Origin of the sequence: Chitinophaga costaii (genome assembly GCF_900094705.1) — a bacterium.
GTDB classification, from domain to species: Bacteria; Bacteroidota; Bacteroidia; order Chitinophagales; family Chitinophagaceae; genus Chitinophaga; species Chitinophaga costaii.
Genome location: NZ_FMAR01000007.1, coordinates 151,084 through 170,044, shown reverse-complemented (window position 1 = coordinate 170,044; position 18,961 = coordinate 151,084). Strand labels below are relative to the sequence as shown.

Annotated in this window: 14 protein-coding genes; 4 read left to right on the top strand and 10 right to left on the bottom strand. The window is 48.2% G+C overall.

The genetic code is table 11. The features are described from left to right. Positions 1-41: 41 nt before the first annotated feature. Positions 42-632, bottom strand: a complete 591-nt coding sequence (locus tag GA0116948_RS11885; RefSeq protein WP_089712424.1) for a TetR/AcrR family transcriptional regulator — start codon at positions 630-632, stop codon at positions 42-44. A gap of 211 nt (positions 633-843) precedes the next feature. On the opposite strand from GA0116948_RS11885, the gene lpdA reads away from it, so the two are divergent. Continuing rightward, a complete protein-coding gene (lpdA, locus tag GA0116948_RS11880) occupies positions 844-2,250 on the top strand; it encodes a dihydrolipoyl dehydrogenase (protein ID WP_089712422.1) in 1,407 nt (468 codons plus the stop codon). A 73-nt stretch (positions 2,251-2,323) separates the two neighbouring features. Here lpdA and GA0116948_RS11875 read toward each other — a convergent pair whose 3' ends face one another. Then, positions 2,324-5,056 carry a S8 family peptidase gene (locus GA0116948_RS11875; protein WP_089712420.1) on the bottom strand — a complete coding sequence of 911 codons (2,733 nt, stop codon included), beginning with the start codon at positions 5,054-5,056 and terminating at the stop codon, positions 2,324-2,326. A gap of 518 nt (positions 5,057-5,574) precedes the next feature. On the opposite strand from GA0116948_RS11875, the gene GA0116948_RS11870 reads away from it, so the two are divergent. After that, the gene (locus GA0116948_RS11870; protein ID WP_089712418.1) at positions 5,575-6,399 is read left to right on the top strand and encodes a M57 family metalloprotease; all 825 of its coding nucleotides are present in this window, start codon (positions 5,575-5,577) and stop codon (positions 6,397-6,399) included. 171 nt (positions 6,400-6,570) lie between these two features. Here GA0116948_RS11870 and GA0116948_RS11865 read toward each other — a convergent pair whose 3' ends face one another. Both GA0116948_RS11865 and GA0116948_RS11860 read right to left on the bottom strand, forming a co-directional pair. Next, the gene (locus tag GA0116948_RS11865) at positions 6,571-7,485 is read right to left on the bottom strand and encodes a class I SAM-dependent methyltransferase (RefSeq protein WP_089712416.1); all 915 of its coding nucleotides are present in this window, start codon (positions 7,483-7,485) and stop codon (positions 6,571-6,573) included. Positions 7,486-7,542: 57 nt separating this feature from the next. Continuing rightward, complete coding sequence (locus tag GA0116948_RS11860; RefSeq protein ID WP_089712414.1) at positions 7,543-9,090, bottom strand: acyl-CoA mutase large subunit family protein; 1,548 nt, start codon at positions 9,088-9,090, stop codon at positions 7,543-7,545. Positions 9,091-9,187: 97 nt separating this feature from the next. Between GA0116948_RS11860 and GA0116948_RS11855 the strand changes: the two genes are divergently transcribed. Continuing rightward, entirely contained in the window at positions 9,188-10,102 is a 915-nt protein-coding gene (locus GA0116948_RS11855) for a M23 family metallopeptidase (protein WP_089712412.1), read from the top strand. A gap of 77 nt (positions 10,103-10,179) precedes the next feature. Here the strand turns inward: GA0116948_RS11855 and GA0116948_RS11850 are convergent, their stop codons facing one another. From GA0116948_RS11850 to GA0116948_RS11840, 3 genes are all read right to left on the bottom strand, one after another. Beyond that, positions 10,180-10,740: a DUF7935 family protein gene (locus GA0116948_RS11850; protein ID WP_089712411.1), complete on the bottom strand. Its 561-nt coding sequence runs from the start codon at positions 10,738-10,740 to the stop codon at positions 10,180-10,182. Between the two features lie 118 nt (positions 10,741-10,858). Next, entirely contained in the window at positions 10,859-12,055 is a 1,197-nt protein-coding gene (locus GA0116948_RS11845) for a pyridoxal phosphate-dependent aminotransferase (protein ID WP_089712409.1), read from the bottom strand. Between the two features lie 180 nt (positions 12,056-12,235). Next, on the bottom strand, positions 12,236-12,937 hold the full coding sequence (locus GA0116948_RS11840) for a DUF4397 domain-containing protein (RefSeq protein ID WP_089712407.1): 702 nt from the start codon (positions 12,935-12,937) through the stop codon (positions 12,236-12,238). 782 nt (positions 12,938-13,719) lie between these two features. Between GA0116948_RS11840 and secDF the strand changes: the two genes are divergently transcribed. Beyond that, complete coding sequence (secDF, locus tag GA0116948_RS11835; RefSeq protein ID WP_089712405.1) at positions 13,720-16,893, top strand: protein translocase subunit SecDF; 3,174 nt, start codon at positions 13,720-13,722, stop codon at positions 16,891-16,893. A gap of 93 nt (positions 16,894-16,986) precedes the next feature. On the opposite strand, the gene GA0116948_RS11830 is transcribed toward secDF, so the two are convergent. The 3 genes from GA0116948_RS11830 to yajC form a co-directional block, all read right to left on the bottom strand. Further along, positions 16,987-17,727, bottom strand: coding sequence for a hypothetical protein (locus GA0116948_RS11830; protein ID WP_123891773.1), 741 nt, complete (start codon positions 17,725-17,727; stop codon positions 16,987-16,989). Between the two features lie 113 nt (positions 17,728-17,840). Beyond that, positions 17,841-18,434 (bottom strand): dephospho-CoA kinase, encoded by a 594-nt coding sequence (gene coaE, locus GA0116948_RS11825; protein WP_089712401.1) that lies wholly within the window; start codon positions 18,432-18,434, stop codon positions 17,841-17,843. A 171-nt stretch (positions 18,435-18,605) separates the two neighbouring features. Further along, entirely contained in the window at positions 18,606-18,932 is a 327-nt protein-coding gene (yajC, locus tag GA0116948_RS11820; RefSeq protein WP_089712400.1) for a preprotein translocase subunit YajC, read from the bottom strand. Between the last annotated feature and the right edge of the window lie 29 nt (positions 18,933-18,961).

Genomic DNA, 18,961 nt, shown 5'->3' with positions numbered 1-18,961 from the left:
ATATGGCACATCTAAGAAAGGCCGCTGGTCTGTTTCGCAGGTCAGGGTTGCAGTGCCTTTAACACCTGATGCAACGTTCGCTCCAGGATATCATCGGTCAGTACAAAGGATGCTCCATGGTAGCCCTTGCCTGCTTTGTGCATTTTAATCAGGTTTATCAGCGGGGAAAAGGCAATAGACCAATACATTTCAAATGGCATTTCTACCAATTCCCCATGGTCGATCGCCTTTTGCGAAAACCTGGACATAACCTGGTTAAACTTTGGGTCCAGGATGCCCTGGGAGTGAAGGCTGAGCGGCGTAAAGGCCATGTGTTCCATGAAATGCCCCACTGCCGGATGTCGTAGCACGTAAGCTGCCCGCCGCTTCCACTGCACCCTCATGCCTTCGGCAAAACTCATCTCCGGATCAAATCCCTGCAACACATAGTCGAAATATTTTTCCACCTCCCTTTTATACAATTGCAGGATCAGGTCGTCCCGGTCCTTGAAATAGATATAAATGGTAGCAGGCGACACCCCTGCTGCCTTGGCCAGCTTTTGCATGCTCAGGCCGTCGAAGCCCTCGCGCACAATCATCTGCAAAGCCTCTTGCAACAAGTTGTTCTCTTTATTTTCGTCCCTGGTTCGCATTGGCGCCGCAAAGATAAGTGAATATTCATTTACTTATAAATAATTTTAAATGCAGCTGCGGGTTCCCTGGTGCTGCGGGGAAGGCTCGGGCGGTATATTATTATGAAAATTCGCATGTATACGGCCGGTTATCCGCATCCGGTTAGACTTAATATATACTACTTAATACATTTTCCCTACCTTTGGCAAGTTTAAATAAAAACAAAAGACTATGGCATACGACGTAATCGTAATCGGTAGCGGTCCTGGTGGTTATGTGGCAGCTATCCGGGCTTCACAGCTTGGCTTTAAAGTAGCAGTGGTAGAAAGAGAAAGCCTTGGTGGTATCTGCCTGAACTGGGGCTGTATTCCAACGAAGGCACTGCTGAAATCCGCCCAGGTATTGGAATATATGCATCATGCAAAAGAATATGGCCTGATCGTAACCGATCCTAAAGCCGACTTCGACGCAGTGGTGAAAAGAAGCCGTGGCGTGGCCGATAAAAATAGCCGTGGCGTACAGTTCCTCATGAAGAAGAACAAGATCGATGTGATCATGGGTACCGGTAAAGTAAAAACCAAAGGCCAGGTGGAAATCACCGATGCCGCTGGTAAAGTAACTACCCAGGACGCTAAATATATTATCCTGGCCACAGGCGCCCGCAGCCGTCAGTTGCCGAACCTGCCTATTGATGGTAAAAAAATAATCGGTTACCGCGAAGCACTGGTATTGCCCACTGCTCCTAAATCCATGATAGTGGTAGGGTCTGGTGCTATCGGTGTGGAGTTTGCCTACTTCTATGCTACGATGGGTACCAAGGTAACCGTGGTAGAATTTCTGCCCCGCATCGTGCCGGTAGAAGATGAAGACATCTCCAAAGAGCTGGAAAAAATTTATAAGAAAAAAGGTATAGAGGTAATGACCAATGCCAGCGTGGAAAGCGTAGATACCAGCGGCACCGGCGTAAAAGCCAGTGTGAAAACCGCCACCGGTAACATTACGCTCGAAGCGGATATCGTGCTGAGCGCAGTAGGTATCTCTGCCAACATCGAAAATATTGGCCTGGAACAACTGGGCATTAAAACTGATAAAGGCCGCGTATTGGTAGATAAATACTACCAAACCAATGTACAGGGTGTATTTGCCATCGGCGACATCATTCCTGGTCCGGCCCTGGCACACGTAGCTTCCAAAGAAGCCATCATTTGCGTGGAAGCCATCGCTTACAACGAAAAGAAATTTGCGCACAAACCGGAGCCGATCAACTACATGAACATCCCGGGTTGTACTTACTGCGTACCGGAAATCGCTTCCGTGGGTTATACGGAGAAAGCGGCCAAGGAAGCAGGTTACGAAATCCGTGTGGGCAAATTCCCGTACTCTGCCTCCGGCAAAGCGGGTGCAGCCGGCGCTCCGGAAGGTTTCGTAAAAGTGATCTTCGATGCCAAATATGGCGAATGGCTAGGTACCCACATGATAGGTGCTAACGTAACCGAGATCATTGCGGAAACCGTTACTGCCCGTACATTGGAAACTACTTATCAGGAAGTGCTGAACTCCATACACCCACACCCAACAATGAGCGAAGCGGTGAAAGATGCGATCGAAGTAGCTTACGACGAAGCCATCCACCTGTAAATATTTTCGGCAAAAAATACCGTACGGACCTGTCCTTTGGGATGGGTCCGTTTTTTTTAGTAGCCTTTGAAGATTAGGGAGCTATCACTACCAGTTGCTGTTGCATCACCCTCCTGCCTTTCTCATACACTACGCATATGTAAATGCCCGCCCCTAACTGGTTTACAGGCACCGTTGTTTGTGGATTACTGATACGGCGGGATAATACCAGGCGGCCCTTCATATCAAAAAGTTGTAGCTGTACATTTTCGGTTAGATAGCTGAAGAACTGGAATTGTGTTTGCGCAGGATTGGGAAACAGCCAGTAAGGATGTAAGCCTAGCAGGTTTACCCTTACTTTCTCAGAGGGATAGGCCCTGCCTGCATCGGTGAGCAGGGTTACCCGGTAATACACGATGCCGGTTAATGCAGTGGTATCCACAAAGGAATAATATAATCTATCGTCCACTGGTTGCACAAACAAGGTCTTGAAATCATTGCCTAGCAAGCGTTCCCAGCGAATGCTATTCAGGTGGTAAGTGGTGCCCAACTGTAATTGTAACAATACGCCTTTCAGCAGCGTATCTGCATTTAATGACTGGATATAACATTGCAACCCCTGGGTGTGATAATTATACGTAAGGCTTTGCAGCCCGGTATCGCCGTCCGGGGTAATGGCCCGCAGTGAAAAGTAGGAGGGGCCTTCTGCCGGGAGGAGCAGGCTGGTATCACTGGTAAGGCTATACGGCGTCAGCAGATTACCAGTGATGGCGGAGAGGCTGTAGCTGCCCGCGCCGGCCTGCGTGGACCACCATAACAGTCCCGCATCGGAGCAGTCGAAACCCACGTGTAGCAATGGTTTAGGAGAGATCATAAACGTATCGCTCACAAACGACTGACCGGCGGTTTCCATTTTTAGCAACCCGGTGCAAAAAGTATCTGGCAGCGCCCAGGCAAAACCATCGGCTTGCAGGGGTAGGGTGGTGGCCAGTGTTTTCCAGGTGTGGCCACGGTCCAGGCTATACGAAATATTACCCGTGTTATCTCCACGGGAAAACCAATGTAAAGTTTGCGTGGTGGCGGCTTCCAGCTTGCTGCCGCCCAAGGGATATTCCCAGGTAAAAACGTGCGCCGGCAGCCAGTCGTACACAATGAAAAAACGCTGCGGCCCTGTTGGAATATGATAACCATTTACTATCAGCGTGTAACTGCCTGCCAGTGGATTGTCCAGCGTTACCTGCTCGGTGTTGTTAAGACTGTCGCGGCCACGTATAGCAGGTTTTTGCAGGGATGCGGGTTGGGGGGCCAACACCCAAGGCAGCAGCCATTGCCCATCGGGCGCATGTACCTGCAAGTCCAGGTCGTTTACCAAGGCTAGGGGCGCATGGATAGCAGCGGGCGGATCGCTCCACGTGAGGGATACGGTTAGCCGGCCCATACCAGCAGGTACCGTTAGCGGGAAGTGCTGTGTGGTGCCATTGCTGACTACACCTGTTAGATAGCGCCCCGCTAATAAAGTTTTCATAGCATTCGCGGCATGCAAGGCTCCATAACCGTTGGTATAGTCTACGCCGGCTGGGCCAATGTCTGTGGCGCTATTTACCAGCAATCCCTTTACCAGCGCATTGCCCGGCCTGTGCCCCGTTTGTTGCAGGAAGGCTTGTTGCAGTAGCGCTGCTACCCCACTTGTTAATGCAGCAGCGCCCGAAGTACCATCTTCGCCATACGCAACGATGTCTGGTTTTACGCGGCCATCGTAAGCTGGTCCCTTAGAACTTAGCAGGGGCGTGGTATTGTCAGCATCTGTGCCCCCTACGACGATTACATTTTTAGCCTGTTTAAAATTGCCGGATAAATTAGCAAAACCCAGTACTCCAGCGTAAGTTCCGGCAGTGGCCACGGAATCACCGATATTCCCTGAAGAAAAAACATGCACCAGTGTATCCTGCTCCCATGCCTGCTTGTCGAAGGCCAGCGCTTCCAGTCCATAGTAATTTTCCACAGATGGGGTCCCATACGAATGATTCTGTACGCCAATGTGATACTGTTGATAATAGGCATCTTCCTCCGGCAGCAGGTTAGTACTGTAATCTGCCCCGCTCAGTTGTGCAGCGGGTGCTACCCCCTTGCCGGTTACATCACTATTGCCAAGGCCAGCGGCCAGGGTGGCCATAATGGATGCATGCTCGCTGATGCCGGCAGCAGCCACGCCGGAGGGAATGTTTTTGCCCAGCAGATCTATATCACTGGTGTCGAACATCGCTTCTTTTAAAGAGATCACCATGTTTTGTCCCTGTAGTAACGGGTAGTTTTGTTGCAGCAGGGCAATACGGTTCAGCCACATGTTGCTGCTGCGGATGATCAGTTCTGGCACTACTTTTTTAGGCAGGTCTGCAAAGCGAACGGCTTTCAGGGATAATAAGCTATCTACAGCGCCTGCTGCAATGGTTATTTTGTAAATGCCCGGTTGCAGCAGTATGGCGGGCCATGGCAGCTTATCCGCAGCTACCAGTAAGGTAAGGTTGCGCTGCGGCGCTGGGGCAGATAGCAGTTGCAATAAAGAAGGACTGGCTTTCCAACGGTCGCCTACCGTGTCTGTATTGATCATATGCCAATACTGCTTTGCATGTTGCAAAAAATAAATATCAGCCTTCCACCTGCATACTAGTCCTGGCTGTTGAATCCGCGCAGCAAAGGAGCCGGAGAAATGTACGCTAAAATTATTGTGGCAGCTACTGATGATTATAGCCGGATTACCCTCCGCGCCGGCCAGGGCAGAGCGCAAAAAAAACAGCGTGTACATATAGAAAGAGAGGCGCAGGAGCATAGTGATTTACAAAAGGGGAACAACGATAATAAGTCTTTTTACTGCGATTAAACCAACACTCCATTTTTTTTTACAGGCTTTAAAAATGTTTTTTTGGTTCTTAAAATTTTGCTAATATTGAGATAAGAGCAAGTAATCGGGGCAAACTAAAATCTAAACTGAGCAAAGAACCTGAAGCGCTATCCATTTGTTTTTGATCATACCCGGTTTTCATTAAAACACTTTACAGTAAATACTTTCAGATAATCCTGGCACAACTGTTTCCGCTTTATTAATTGATCAATATGATGTAGTGTACGCTGTTTTCAACCACCGGTTGCAGCCCTGCATTGGCATACACCTATCGCCATAACTGTAACGAGTTATTTGCTAAACTGCATGCCTTAAAAATTACGTGTATGCGTTAACGTTATAACAATTAAGTAAATCTGTATGATCCGTTTGCTGTGCATCGCAGAAATGCGTTGCAGGCATTGTATTTCCCAATATTTAACCCACTTCAAATCAAAATCTGAGCTATGAAAAAGCAAATGAGCATTGTTCTGACCTGCCTTTGTGCAGTCGTATTGGTCGTATCTTGTAAGAAAGACCAGCATACCCAAACCCCCGCAGCATCTGGCGAAATCTCCCAGGCAGCGTTAAACGCCATTTACAACAAAGGGTTTAGCACCGCGGATGTTCATAAAGTGAGCGGCGGTTATCTCGTGGAAGGCGATATCTTTTTAAGCGAGGAAGACCTGGCCACCTCCTTCTCCGGTCCTGTGCTGCGCGTTGCCAACACGGAGCAATACCGTACGACCAACCTGGTAACCAATTTGCCCCGCACCATCAAAATAAAAGTTACCGGCCTGGGTACTGCCTTCGTGGCAGGGGCAGATACGGCCATCAACCGTTATAACCACGCCAACATTTCCCTTACTTTCACCCGCATAACCAGCGGCACTGCCGATATCACGATCTCCGGTTTTAACCAGGGGCCTAGTGGTGGTTATATTACGTTAGGCTCTTCCGGGTTTCCTACCAGCAGCGGTAATCCTTATAGCGCCATCAGTATGAATACTAATTCGCAGGCCTATGGTTCCAATCCCAATGTGTTATATGTTGGCTCGGTGATCCAGCATGAACTGGGCCACTGTATTGGTTTCCGTCATACAGATTATTTTAACCGGTCTTACAGTTGCGGGGGCAGCGCTTCCAACGAAGGATCTGCTGGCGTAGGCGCTATTCTTATCGCGGGTACGCCAAGCGGGGGCGATCCCAATTCTTTTATGCTGGCTTGTTCCAATGGAGGCAATCGTACGTTTAATGCAAACGACTTGATTGCGCTAAACTACCTGTATTAAGTAATAACACCGCATGTGCCCAGCCCGCCGTCATCCAGCATTAGAGAGCACTATGTCATTCGGCGGGGCGGTGCTGCGGCCATGCGGTGATAATTTTCATAACGGATCATACGTGCTAAGGCCACGCTATTGTAGCGTGGCCTTAGCACGTAGGAAAATGGACCGGTAAGTTTAGTCTTTTTCAGGTGTTGCCACTACTTTGCATTCATACACGATGGAACTGCAACGGTCTACTTTTTTCAGCCCTTTTCGATAGGAGCGCAAGCCAGTAAAGAAGCCACCAATCAGGCCACTGCGGCCTGTTTTGTACTTCTCACTCAGCAGGCTTACATAAAATGCGTCGAACACCATGGGATGTTTCCGCACAATTTGTATACCGTATTGCTTTAACAACGTTTCCATAGCAGCAGGAGAAAAGTGATAAAGATGGCGGGGTACATCGTAAGCAGCCCAGAAAGGTCCGTAGTGCTGCGCATCCATGGAAGTATAGTTAGGTACTGCAATGAGCAGGGCACCGCCCTGTTTCAGTAACATAGGCAGGTGTTGCAGGTAGGCGTGTATCTCATGTACATGTTCCAGTACATGCCACATGGTAATCACATCGTATTGGCTGGTTTCCAGGCTAAATAAATTATCTACCGGCAAAGCCTCCACCTGGTACAGTTCCTTTGCCTTCGCGCGGGCGCCGGCATCGGGTTCCAGGCCAGTAACATCCCAGCCTATTTGTTGCATGTAATGCAGGAAGGCACCAGTACCTGCCCCAATATCCAGCAATTTGCCTTGCTTTAGGCCGGCGGCAGATTTCACCCAATTTTGTTTGGAGCGCATGGTGATCTTGCGCACACTGTGGTAAAGACGGTTAATCAGGCCTTGTTTAGTTTCGGTATGACTAATATATTCCGCTGCGGCATAGTAGCGTCCTATCTGCCCGCTGGTAGGGATGTTTTGGGTAAAACGGCCCGTGCAGGCGTCGCAATGCCATATCTCGAAAACTTCATTCGATACCGTAAAATCCTGTGCTTTCAGGCTCGGGTGAATTTTAGCCGCACCACACAGGGGGCAGCTATTGTAATAAATTAAACTCATGTAAAAATCTTTATTCCTCCAAAACCTTACGAATGGTTGGTTTTGTTTGCTACTGTGCTAAATGTATTCGCCCCACACTTTACGCAGGGTATCGGCAATTTCTCCCAGTGTACAATAATTTTCTACGGCGGTAACAACAATAGGCATAAGGTTTTGCGTGGTGGTGGCCTGTTGCGCCAGCTCCTGTAAAATACGTTGTACCTGTTCATTGTCGCGTCGTGCACGCAGGGCTACCAGCTTTTCTGATTGTGCCTGCCTTATGCTGTCGTCTATCCGGAATACCTCTGGTGCTACTTGCGCAGCCACGGTAAATTTATTCACCCCAACGATAATTTTTTCGTTTTTTTCAATGGCCTGCTGGTAGCGGTAGGCGCTCTTTGCAATTTCATCCTGCACAAAGCCTTGCTCAATGGCGCTTACTGCGCCTCCCATGGCATCTATTTTTTCGATAAGCTGATGGGCCCTGGCGGCTATTTCATTGGTCAGTGCTTCTACGTAAAACGAGCCTCCCAAGGGATCTACCGTGTCGGCCACGCCACTTTCGTATCCAATGATCTGCTGGGTGCGCAGGGCAATACGGGCGGCTTCTTCCGTGGGTAAAGACAACGCCTCGTCGTAACCATTGGTGTGCAACGATTGTGTTCCACCCATTGTGGCCGCCAGCGACTGGATGGTAACACGCACTATATTGTTGTGCGGCTGCTGCGCCGTAAGAGTGCTGCCCCCGGTCTGGGTGTGAAACCGCAGCATCTGTGCCTTGGGATCGGTGGCACCCAGGTCTTTGGTGATCTGCGCCCACATGCGCCTTGCAGCCCGAAACTTGGCTACTTCTTCAAACAGGTGATTATGCGCATTGAAGAAAAAAGAGAGGCGTTTAGCAAATATGTTGATGTCCAACCCCTTTGCCAAGGCAGCTTTCAGGTAGGCTTTGCCGTTAGATAAGGTAAAGGCCAGCTCCTGCACTGCGTCGGAACCGGCTTCACGGATATGATAACCCGAAATGGAAATAGTATTCCACTTCGGCACTTCTTTACTGCAATATTCAAAAATATCGGTGATGAGTCGCATAGAAGGTTTGGGCGGATAAATATAGGTGCCGCGCGCAGCGTACTCTTTTAATATATCATTTTGGATAGTGCCGGATATCTTTTTTAAGTCGGCCCCTTGACGTTTGGCCAGCGCAATGTAAAGGGCCAGCAGGATAAACCCCGTGGCGTTGATGGTCATAGAGGTGGTAATCTGCTCCAGGGTAATGCCGTCAAACAGCTCCTCCATATCTTCCAGCGAATCGATGGCTACCCCTACTTTCCCCACTTCGCCCTCCGCCATGGGATGATCGCTGTCGTAACCAATTTGTGTGGGAAGGTCAAAGGCAACACTAAGTCCCATTACACCCTGGCCCAGCAAGTAATGATATCGTTTGTTAGACTCCCTGGCAGTGCTAAACCCCGCATATTGGCGCATGGTCCATAGCTTATCCCGGTACATGGTGGCATGTACGCCCCGGGTAAAGGGAAAAACGCCAGGTAGCTCCGTCATGGGCAGCGGTGTGCAGTAGAGCGGCTGGATTACGATGCCGGCATCGGTTTTGATGGTATTTTCCATGGCATTGAAACGATAGTTGCAATGTTACATAATTATTGCGGGACTTCCTTCCAGTGAAAATTTATTAATAATTTGTGCCTGGTTCTTAACAATTGCTATGGTTGTCTTTATCTTATTGGGCTTAACGCTGGTGCTGGCCCTGGGTAGTATGTTCCTTTTGTGGATAGCTGCCGCCCGGCCCCTGCAATATTCCCGATCACTCGTATTTCTTTCCCTGAGCCTGGCCTTATTCGTTTACCTCTATGGCGCCTGGGTGTTCCTCAGCGTGTATGCGAAATATACCTTCGGCGCCCTGTTCGTGCTGGTGGTCATCGCCGCCATGCAAAGAAAACGAAAAGACAACGTGCGTCTGCGCCCCGCCTGGACACACTGGGCTAATCGTATTATAGCAATAGTGCTTTGTGTACTCATTGTATTGTATTTTACCGGCACCACCGGCCTTCCCCGCCAGGTAAAAATGGGCCTGCCTTTTAAACACGGCCACTACTTTGTGTTACAAGGCGGCAAAGGCCTGCCCACCAATCTGTTTCACTACAGCCTGCGTGGTGCCGTATATGCCATGGATATTGTAAAATTAGACCAGTACGGGCGCCGCGCTAATACGGTGTTTTCTAGCAACCTGCACGATTACGTGAGCTTCGGTGACACCATCTACGCACCTTGCGATGGTCACGTAATAGGGGCTTTTAATACCAATCCTGATAATATTCCACCTAACATGAAGCGCGGCCCTACCAACACCAACCAGGTATTACTGGAAACCTCTACCTGCTACATTTTCATGGGCCACATGCGCAAAGGCTCTGTTATGGTGAGGGTGAATGATTGGGTAAAAAAGGGCGATCCCCTGGGTTGTATCGGTAATTCCGGTTTCAGCGCCGAACCACACCTGCATATCCAGGTACACATGAAAGATGGCAATACACCCTGGTACAAATGCCCGCCGTTGTACATTTTATTTGATGAGAAGGGTTATTTACTGAATGAGGTCATTAACGCAGATAAGCAATAAAAATACTTATCCCATAAAAAATACCGGCCACGATTATTCGCTGCCGGTATTTTTTTAGAAATGGTCTGGTAAAATGGTTATCCCATAATACGTTTTGCTTCACTACTGATAATCTGGGCGGCCAGGTCGGTAGGCGCTTCCGGAAACTGCATATAGATGGTGAGTATAGCCCTGTTTAAATCTGCTGCTGTGGCCCCTGCTGGCAGGGAGGAATAGGTTTGGTTAATCAATGCAATGGTGTTTTCCTTCACCGTTTTCACCGCATCCCAGGCTCCGCTGCTTACATAAATCTGTTGGGTAATGTTATGATCAAATTCCGCTTTAATGGTAGATATTAATGCTACATGCATTTCAGTAGCGCTCATCTCCTGATCATACACCCGGTTGATAAGGCTTTGCGGCGTGAGGCGCTCCACTAGCAACACCAGGCGCTCATAGGCCTGTAATTGCAAAGGCAATGTTTTATGATCTGTAGCGATAGGTGCCACCCCAGGAATAGTGGTGCCAGCGGGGGGCGTAGCAGTAACTTCACCAGCCTTGGGCTTTTTCACCAGGTCTTTCACAGTGGTAAAGATCATGTAGATCGCTCCCAGTGTAAGCACGATGTAAAGCAGGGTAGTGGGATTGGAGAAATTCATTAGGGCAAAGTCTTTTAGGTTGGCAGCAAATATATAAAAATGTGTTATGTAATGATAGAAAAATGGCCGGGGTGTTATACTTTATAGCCCCGGCCATCTTATATCCTGCAACAATAAGTTAAGAAAGTTTGCCTAACCAGGTGCCCAAACGTTCCAGGCCTTTACCCAGCTTATCCATGCTAGTGGCGTAAGACAGTCGTATGCAGTTTGGCGTTCCGAAAGCCCCGCCGGCTACCGTGCTTACATGGGCTTTGTGTAGCAGGAACATACAAAGATCGTCTGCATTCTCAATGGTTTCTCCTTCAAAAGACTTCCCAAAGAACGCGCTTATATCGGGAAACATATAAAAAGCGCCTTCAGGCTCATTCACCTTCAATCCCGGGATAGCGGCCAGGCCAGCAGCAATGAAGTCGCGGCGCTTGCGGAATTCTTCTACCATGGATTGGGCAGTAAGCAGGTCGCCGGTGAGGGCAGTTACCGCAGCACGCTGGGAAATAGAGCTGGTGGCGGAAGTAAACTGGCTTTGAATTTTGTCGAATGCTTTGGCCAGCGGCAGTGCCGATGCCGTATACCCCAAACGCCAGCCCGTCATGGCAAAACCTTTACTCAAACCATTGATGATGATCACCTGGTCTTTAATTGCCGGAAATTGAGCAATGCTTTCATGAGGTCCGGAGTAATTAATATATTCATAAATTTCATCAGACATGATGTATACCTGTGGATGCCGCTGGAATACGGCTGCCAGGCCTTCCAATTCTGCTTTGGAATATACCGAACCCGAAGGATTGCACGGGGACGAAAACATAAACAGCTTGGTTTTAGGAGTAATGGCTGCTTCCAGTTGAGCAGGGGTGATCTTGTAATTGTTTTCAACGCTGCATGCCACAAATTTAATGTCGCCATGGCAAAGCCTTACTAACTCTGAATAAGTTACCCAGTAAGGAGTGGGAATGATCACTTCATCCCCAGGGTTTACTACGCTAAGCACTAAGTTGGCAATGCTTTGTTTGGCACCGGTAGAAACAACAATCTGTTCTGCGGTGTAATCCAGCTTATTATCCCGTTTAAACTTTTGCGCTACCGCCGCACGCAAGTCTGCATAACCGGCTACCGGCGTGTAGTGGGTATAACCTTCATCCAAGGCCTTCTTAGCGGCATCGCGGATATGCACAGGCGTATCAAAATCCGGTTCGCCTATACTCAGGTCTATTATGTCTATACCTTGTGCTTTTAACTCACGGCTGAGTTTTGCCATTTTGATCGTCTGTGGCTCAGAAATTCGGGAAAGTCGCTCTGCTAATTGAAATGTCATGATGAATAGATTATGGCCTTGGCCGACAAACCTAAAAAAAATAATTGTATTAAATGGTGCAAAATAGAGGAACGCCTTACTAATTCAAAAAGCCCGCAACAAATGGTTGCGGGCTTTTTGAATTAGATATGTAAAATATATATGTGTATTATACGCCAGCTATCTGGTTTATAATATTCATTAATAACTGGTGGCGTAAGAAGCCAGGTTCACATAGATTTTCTGGGATCCAACGCCGTGAAGGTAACCATTGAGGTAAAGCTGGTAGGCGTTTGCTTGCACCAGGTCTATAGTTCTGGTCACAATCACAGAGTCGTTACTATGCAATTTCACCTGCAGGTTGGCGTTGCTGGAGGCCGGGAACTTTGTCCAGGTCTGGAAGAAACCCGTGCTGGGCGTGTAGGAAACCTGGGAGAATACGATCTGGTTATTAATGTATACATCTACCGGTGCAGTAGTATCACTCAGGTGATAGAAGCGGATATTGGCAGAATCGGCAGTAGTACCGTCGAAATTCTCGGATAGGTTGGCAATTTTACCTACTCCATACAGGATAATAGTATGATAGCTGAGAGAATCGAAGCTGGCAGCTACCAAACCGGCTACCTGTGTAGAAGTTTGATAAGTGGTGAAGTTGTAGTTATGAATGCCCGGAACATCGCGCAGCACTGTCCAGTCGCGGAATTTAAATCGGGTCGTGTCTAACAGGGTTGAGCCGTCATTTATATTAACGCCCACGGTATCCGGATAAGCGTTGATTACCGTAGAGTATGCCCAGGTGGTCTGGGTGCTACTGTTGGATGTTTTTAAACAGGCGGTCATTGTCGTCATTCCCAGGAGGCTGGCAGCCATCAGAAAACCTGCAAATTTTTGTCTGATCATATTGGTGAACTTTATTTAAGTGTTTCAAAAGGTTTAATAATAATGACTTTGGTTGCAGTGCAATGTATAGATCCATTAAACGTCGCAGGACCGGGTAATATTTTCATGGTTTCCCCGTTTGGCAGGCAAACAGGCTTATCTGTTGTTTCCTGAAGCAACAGCACCCTTGCACAGTCTTACATCCTAAGACGAAAGTTTTTGTTAAAAGTTACAGCGCCCCCCAAAATTTAGGTAGATCGCACCGGTACAAGGTTAGCAGTTTCAGTCACTTGCGGGCGGAAAGGGTGGAAAACATCCTAATAAAGGAATGGTCTGGCGCGGGGAAGCACATTATTTACCGGCTATGCTGCGGTCATCGTTCCTTTCATCGTGTACGCCGGGTAAAAATACTGGTCCGGCTCAACTTGGTAGTAAAAATCATGAAAATAAGGTACATTGCGCGCATCACAATCCGTCCGGGTGTGCTAAACCTCGCCAAACTGGCGAATTAGGGTTGATGCGTCACCGTTCTGTGGTTGTGTGGTATGTTAGAAATCCTGGAACCAGGGATCTGTAGCCGGCCCTTGCCTGAATGCATCTGAAATGTTGAAAGTTGTAAATGTATGTAGAACCAGTCCTGCCAGGCTTCTGCCGGCAGAAGGCACAAAAATTCCACTTTCCTGCCCTCATTGCCTGAAAGCAGCGCCACTATTAAATTTCGGCGGTTTTTAACGGCTCTTTAATATATCAATTTAAATTCTATCTTTGCAACTCTAAAAAATTTTTTTTAAACCCGATACAATATGCAACTTAAAGGACTTGTAAGAGTTTTTACCGTCGCACTGATCCTTATCTCTGTGTATCAATTGTCCTTCACGTTTGTGGTACGCAATTATGACAAGAAGGTAAATGAACAGGCACAAAGTGATGTGTTCAAAAGCTTTCCTGCCGCTACCACAAAATATGCTGGTAATGCAGAACAGCAGGCATTCTACCAGGATACACTGTCCGATCTGGTGAAACTCCGTAAACAAGCCATCCTCGATAGCGTTGGCAATAAAGAGATTGCCGGCTTCCCGTGGTACGTAAACTACGCCACTGCAAAGGAAAGAGAACTGAATCTCGGCCTGGATCTGCAAGGGGGTATGCACGTGGTACTGGACGTGAGTGTGGAAGATGTAATACGTTCCCTGTCTGGTCACTCCAAGGACGGCGCTTTTAACCAGGCACTGAAACTGGCCAACGAACACAAAAAAACCTCTCAGTCCGACTACGTAACCCTGTTCGGGCAGGCTTACGAAGAAATAAATCCTAGTGGCAAACTGGCGGGCATCTTTGCTAATGCATATACCAAAGAGATTGATTTCAATACCTCCAACGCTAAAGTACTGGACGTACTGCGCCGAGAAACCCGTGCCGCCATCCAGAATACTTACCTGGTGCTGCAAAAACGTATTGATAAATTCGGCGTTTCCCAGCCCAACGTGAGCCTGGATGAAAATAAAGGTATCATTTCCGTAGAACTGGCCGGTGTAGACAACCGCGACCGTGTGCGCAAATACCTCCAGGCTACGGCCAATCTGGAATTCCGCGAGGTATATAAGAGTAGTACAGAAACCTATAACACGATCCTTCAACCCATCAATGAAGCGATCCGCGCGGCACAATCCGGCAAATCTGCTGTCGATTCTTCCGCGAAGAAAGACAGTACTGCACCCACCACTGCAAGTACCACTGCCAAAGACACTTCCGCAGGAAGCGCCAGCCTCAGCCAATACCTGGGCGACAGCACTAAGAAAAAAGATAAGAACGCTACAGCTGCCAATAGCAAAGAACAGCAACAGGAGGAAATTCGCCGCCAGAACCCGCTGTTCAGCATCTTAGCTCCCAACGTAACACAGGATGGCCAGATAGCTCCAGCTCCTTACATTGGACATATTTTACCAAAGGATACTGCCACCCTGCGTGCTTACCTCGATATTCCCGCCGTAAAAAATCTCTTGCCTAAAGATTTTGTGCTGTCTTTTGGCCCTGAAAATAAAGAAGACAAACACGGTTATATTGAAGTGTATGGCCTGAAGGTAAATCCTGCCAATCCTACACCCCGTGTAGGTGGCGAACGTATTGTAAGCTCCCGCAGCGACGTACGCGAAGGCAAGGTGGAAGTAGATATGACCATGGATAACATTGGTGCCAGAGAATGGCGCAAAATGACCCACGATGTTTCGCTCAATTTTGCAGAAAACGATCCGTTCAGCGTTAACTACATCGCTGTAGTACTGGATGGTACCGTATATTCTGCTCCTTCTGTTCGGGCAGAAATTCCCGGTGGCACTTCCTCTATCTCTGGCAACTTTAGCCCCGAAGAAGGTAAAGACCTGGCCAATATCCTGGAATCAGGTAAAATGCCAGCACCCGCAGTAATTGTACAGGAACAAGTAGTAGGACCCAGCCTCGGTGCAGATTCTATCCACGCCGGTGCCACTTCCTTCCTCATCTCTTTCGCCGTGATCTTTGTGCTGATGCTGGTGTACTACAATACCGGTGGTATCGTGGCCAACATCGCCCTGATCCTGAACCTGCTGTTCACCTTCGGTATACTGGCTTCCCTGGGAGCGACGCTCACGATGCCTGGTATTGCCGGTCTGGTACTCACTGTGGGTATGGCAGTAGATACCAACGTAATTATATTTGAACGTATCAAGGATGAACTAAGCCGTGGTAAAACCTACCAGCAGGCTATCATCGACGGTTATAAAAAATCATATGCACCTGTGTTAGATGGTCACATCACCTCCCTGCTCACGGCCTGCATCCTGTTTTACTTCGGCCTTGGCCCGGTATTGGGCTTTGCCACCACACAGATTATCGGTCTGTTGCTGTCGCTGTTCTGCGGTATCATGGTATCCCGCCTGGTAACCGACTGGTGGACTACCAAGAACCGCCACTTCGAATACTTTACGCCAATCTCCCGTAAGATCTTTAAACACGCTAATTTCGATTTTGTAGGCAAACGCAAATTTGCTTATATCATTTCTGCCGTTGTAATGGTGTTGGGTATTGCATCCTTCTTCCATGGTTTCCGTGCAGGGGTAGACTTCTCCGGTGGCCGCAGCTACACGGTGCGTTTCGATCAGGCGGTAGACCAGGCCAAAGTAACTGAACACCTGAAAGATGTATTTGGTTCCGAGCCGGTAGTGAAAACCTTTGGTAACGCTAATCAGCTCTCTATCACCACTGCTTATAAAGTGGAAGAAGCCGGACAGCAGGCAGACAAAGAAGTTTCCCAAAAATTGTATGAAGGCCTGAAACCTTACAATAACCCGTCTACCACCTACGAGCAGTTTATGACCAAGAACTTGCTTGGGTCTGAAACTGTATCGCCTACGATTTCTGTGGCGCTGCGCGGGGGAGCCATTAAAGCAACAATCTTCTCGCTGGTAGTAATCTTCCTCTATATCCTGCTGCGCTTTAGTAAATGGCAATACTCCCTGGGTACCATTTTCTCCCTGCTGCACGACGTATTGGTAACCCTGGCGGTGTTTTCTTTCCTGAAAGATGTAGTACCCTTCCCCCTGGAACTGGACCAGCATTTTATCGCGGCCATCCTTACGGTAATTGGCTTCTCGATGAATGATACGGTGATTGTATTCGACCGTATCCGGGAGAACTTCCGCACCACTAAAAACGGCGACCGGAATACTTTGATCAATAACGCCATCAACAATACCCTGAGCCGTACTATTATGACATCGCTCACGGTGTTCCTGACCATCCTGATCTTGTTTGTATTTGGTGGAGAAGTAACCCGTGGTTTTGCTTTCGCCATGCTGATCGGTGTGATCACTGGTACTTACTCTTCTATCTTCGTGGCAGCCCCGGTACTGGTGGATTTCGACCACAAGAACGAGCTGGCTAACGAAAGCGATGTAATAGAACTGGATACAAAAACAACCGTAGCCACGGTGAAAAAATAAGCTGACTAGTTAATGTTTGATAGAAAAGGTCCTGCCAGTTGGCGGGACCTTTTTGCATTGGGAAGTTATTGCATGCTGCGCTGGCTGGGAAGATTACTGTGGTGGAGCATTTAAATGCTGCAAGCTGTCGCAGAAACGTTTGTAAGATTGGTGAATAAAATATAACATATCATAATCACTGCCATCGTGTACCTGCTCATAGGTAGGCCGGTATTTGTTCACAAAGTAGGTTAGCGAATCGCCGCGCAGCGGCACGGTGGATGCTACCAGGCTTTCTGTATAATGGGCACTCACAAAACCTTCATGCTCGTAGCTGATGAGCTGATTGCGAAAGAAAATTTTGTGTTTATTGTTCTTAATCCGCAAAGCTTTGTACAACTGGTTAATATTTACCCCAATACCGGGGAAGCCAAGTGCTACAACTTCGGTGAAGCGGGGCCGGCGGAAGTTGAAGGAGGAAGCATATTCCTTGCGCACAGCAATAGAGTCGTCGCTGTAAGTATGACGGCGGATGGAAACTGGCATCAGATCCATTACGCGGGATTGCAGGAAAATGTTTTGGATGTTGCGGCCGGCATTGTACGGCACTATCCAGTAGCGGGCAATGATGTTGAGTCCGGAAAATAAAATGGTATCTCCCGTAAAGGCCTGTAGATCGAAGTTGGCATTTGCATCCGAAGCCGTAGCTATTTGCAGCCTACGGTTTACGATAGACACGCCGGGAATTGGAACCGAGTCTTTACGGAGCGTACGTCCTGTAATGTGCTGCTGACCGTTGGCCAATGCTGGCAGCAATAAAGCGGCGGCAAAAACTGCCAGGGGAAAAGCCTTCAAAACATGAATAGAATAGGTTTGAACCTGAATATACGGCAAAATGTAAACTATCGCTTTCCATCAACAACTATTCCATTACATGGGTGAACAGGCCTGTAGGTCGAATTAAAAAGTCAGGCCTTGGCCCTGGCCAATAATTTTTCGTGCAGGGCAAGTACCTGCGGAATGACCAGTTGCTGCTCATCATTGAAGATAATATGATCGGAGAGACGCATTTTTATATCCTCGTCTATCTGCTTGCGCATGCGCGCCAGCACCTCTTCCCGGGTCACGTGGTCGCGTTCCATAACCCTTTGAATGCGCAACGCTTTGGGGGCCGATACGCCAATAACTTCATCCAGGTAGTGGTTAGAGCCGGTTTCAAAGAGGATAGCCGCTTCTTTGATCACATAAGGCGTGGTTTGTTTTTCCGCCCAGGATGCTGAGTCGCGGATTGTAGCAGGATGGGTAAGTGTGTTGAGCAGGGCCAGGCGTTGGGGATCATTAAAGACAATATTCCCCAGGTATTTGCGGTCTAATTGGCCTTCCGGGGTATAAGCCGCATCGCCGAAGTGGAGGCGGATGTCGGCCATAAGCCGGGGATCTGTATTCATAAGGCGTTTGGCCGCATCGTCGGCAAAGTACACCGGGATGCCCAGTACTGCAAACATGCCGGCTACGGTGCTTTTACCAGAGCCTATACCACCCGTAATTCCGATCTTTAACATATGGCACAAAGGTAAGAAGTATTGTATTAGGTACTGTGTACGATACACTTGTACCCTGTATAAATATTACCCCCTTTTTATTTACCATCCGGGATAAATTTAGTCATACATACCACCATAAAAACAGGCCCTCCTTTTCGGGGAGGGCCTGTTTTTATGGGAATAGTATCATTATTTCTTTACTTCGGCAGCAGGCTTGTTCAGGGCGGCCGTATATTCCAGGCTCACCGCAGAACGTTCTATGGTAAGGTAGCTGGCGGTGCTTACTTCAATCTGCAAGGTACCGTTGTCATTGATCTTTTTTACTTTACCGTGAATGCCGGCAATCGTAACGATTTTATCCCCTTCTTTCAGGTTGTCGATGAATTGTTTTTGCTGTTTTGCTTTCTTTTGCTGTGGGCGTATCATAAAAAGCCACATTACAAGAAACATACCGCCAATCAGCAGCATAGGCTGAATGCTGGCAAATCCGCCGGCGGCCTGAAGTAAAATGCTCATGTTTATAGTTGTTAATAGTTAATCGTTAG

Excerpts from the sequence above, each read along its gene's own strand:
- GA0116948_RS11885 (WP_089712424.1), bottom strand. The coding sequence starts at position 632 with ATGCGAACCAGGGACGAAAATAAAGAGAACAACTTGTTGCAAGAGGCT.
- lpdA (WP_089712422.1), top strand. The coding sequence starts at position 844 with ATGGCATACGACGTAATCGTAATCGGTAGCGGTCCTGGTGGTTATGTG.
- GA0116948_RS11875 (WP_089712420.1), bottom strand. The coding sequence starts at position 5,056 with ATGCTCCTGCGCCTCTCTTTCTATATGTACACGCTGTTTTTTTTGCGC.
- GA0116948_RS11870 (WP_089712418.1), top strand. The coding sequence starts at position 5,575 with ATGAAAAAGCAAATGAGCATTGTTCTGACCTGCCTTTGTGCAGTCGTA.
- GA0116948_RS11865 (WP_089712416.1), bottom strand. The coding sequence starts at position 7,485 with ATGAGTTTAATTTATTACAATAGCTGCCCCCTGTGTGGTGCGGCTAAA.
- GA0116948_RS11860 (WP_089712414.1), bottom strand. The coding sequence starts at position 9,090 with ATGGAAAATACCATCAAAACCGATGCCGGCATCGTAATCCAGCCGCTC.
- GA0116948_RS11855 (WP_089712412.1), top strand. The coding sequence starts at position 9,188 with ATGGTTGTCTTTATCTTATTGGGCTTAACGCTGGTGCTGGCCCTGGGT.
- GA0116948_RS11850 (WP_089712411.1), bottom strand. The coding sequence starts at position 10,740 with ATGAATTTCTCCAATCCCACTACCCTGCTTTACATCGTGCTTACACTG.
- GA0116948_RS11845 (WP_089712409.1), bottom strand. The coding sequence starts at position 12,055 with ATGACATTTCAATTAGCAGAGCGACTTTCCCGAATTTCTGAGCCACAG.
- GA0116948_RS11840 (WP_089712407.1), bottom strand. The coding sequence starts at position 12,937 with ATGATCAGACAAAAATTTGCAGGTTTTCTGATGGCTGCCAGCCTCCTG.
- secDF (WP_089712405.1), top strand. The coding sequence starts at position 13,720 with ATGCAACTTAAAGGACTTGTAAGAGTTTTTACCGTCGCACTGATCCTT.
- coaE (WP_089712401.1), bottom strand. The coding sequence starts at position 18,434 with ATGTTAAAGATCGGAATTACGGGTGGTATAGGCTCTGGTAAAAGCACC.
- yajC (WP_089712400.1), bottom strand. The coding sequence starts at position 18,932 with ATGAGCATTTTACTTCAGGCCGCCGGCGGATTTGCCAGCATTCAGCCT.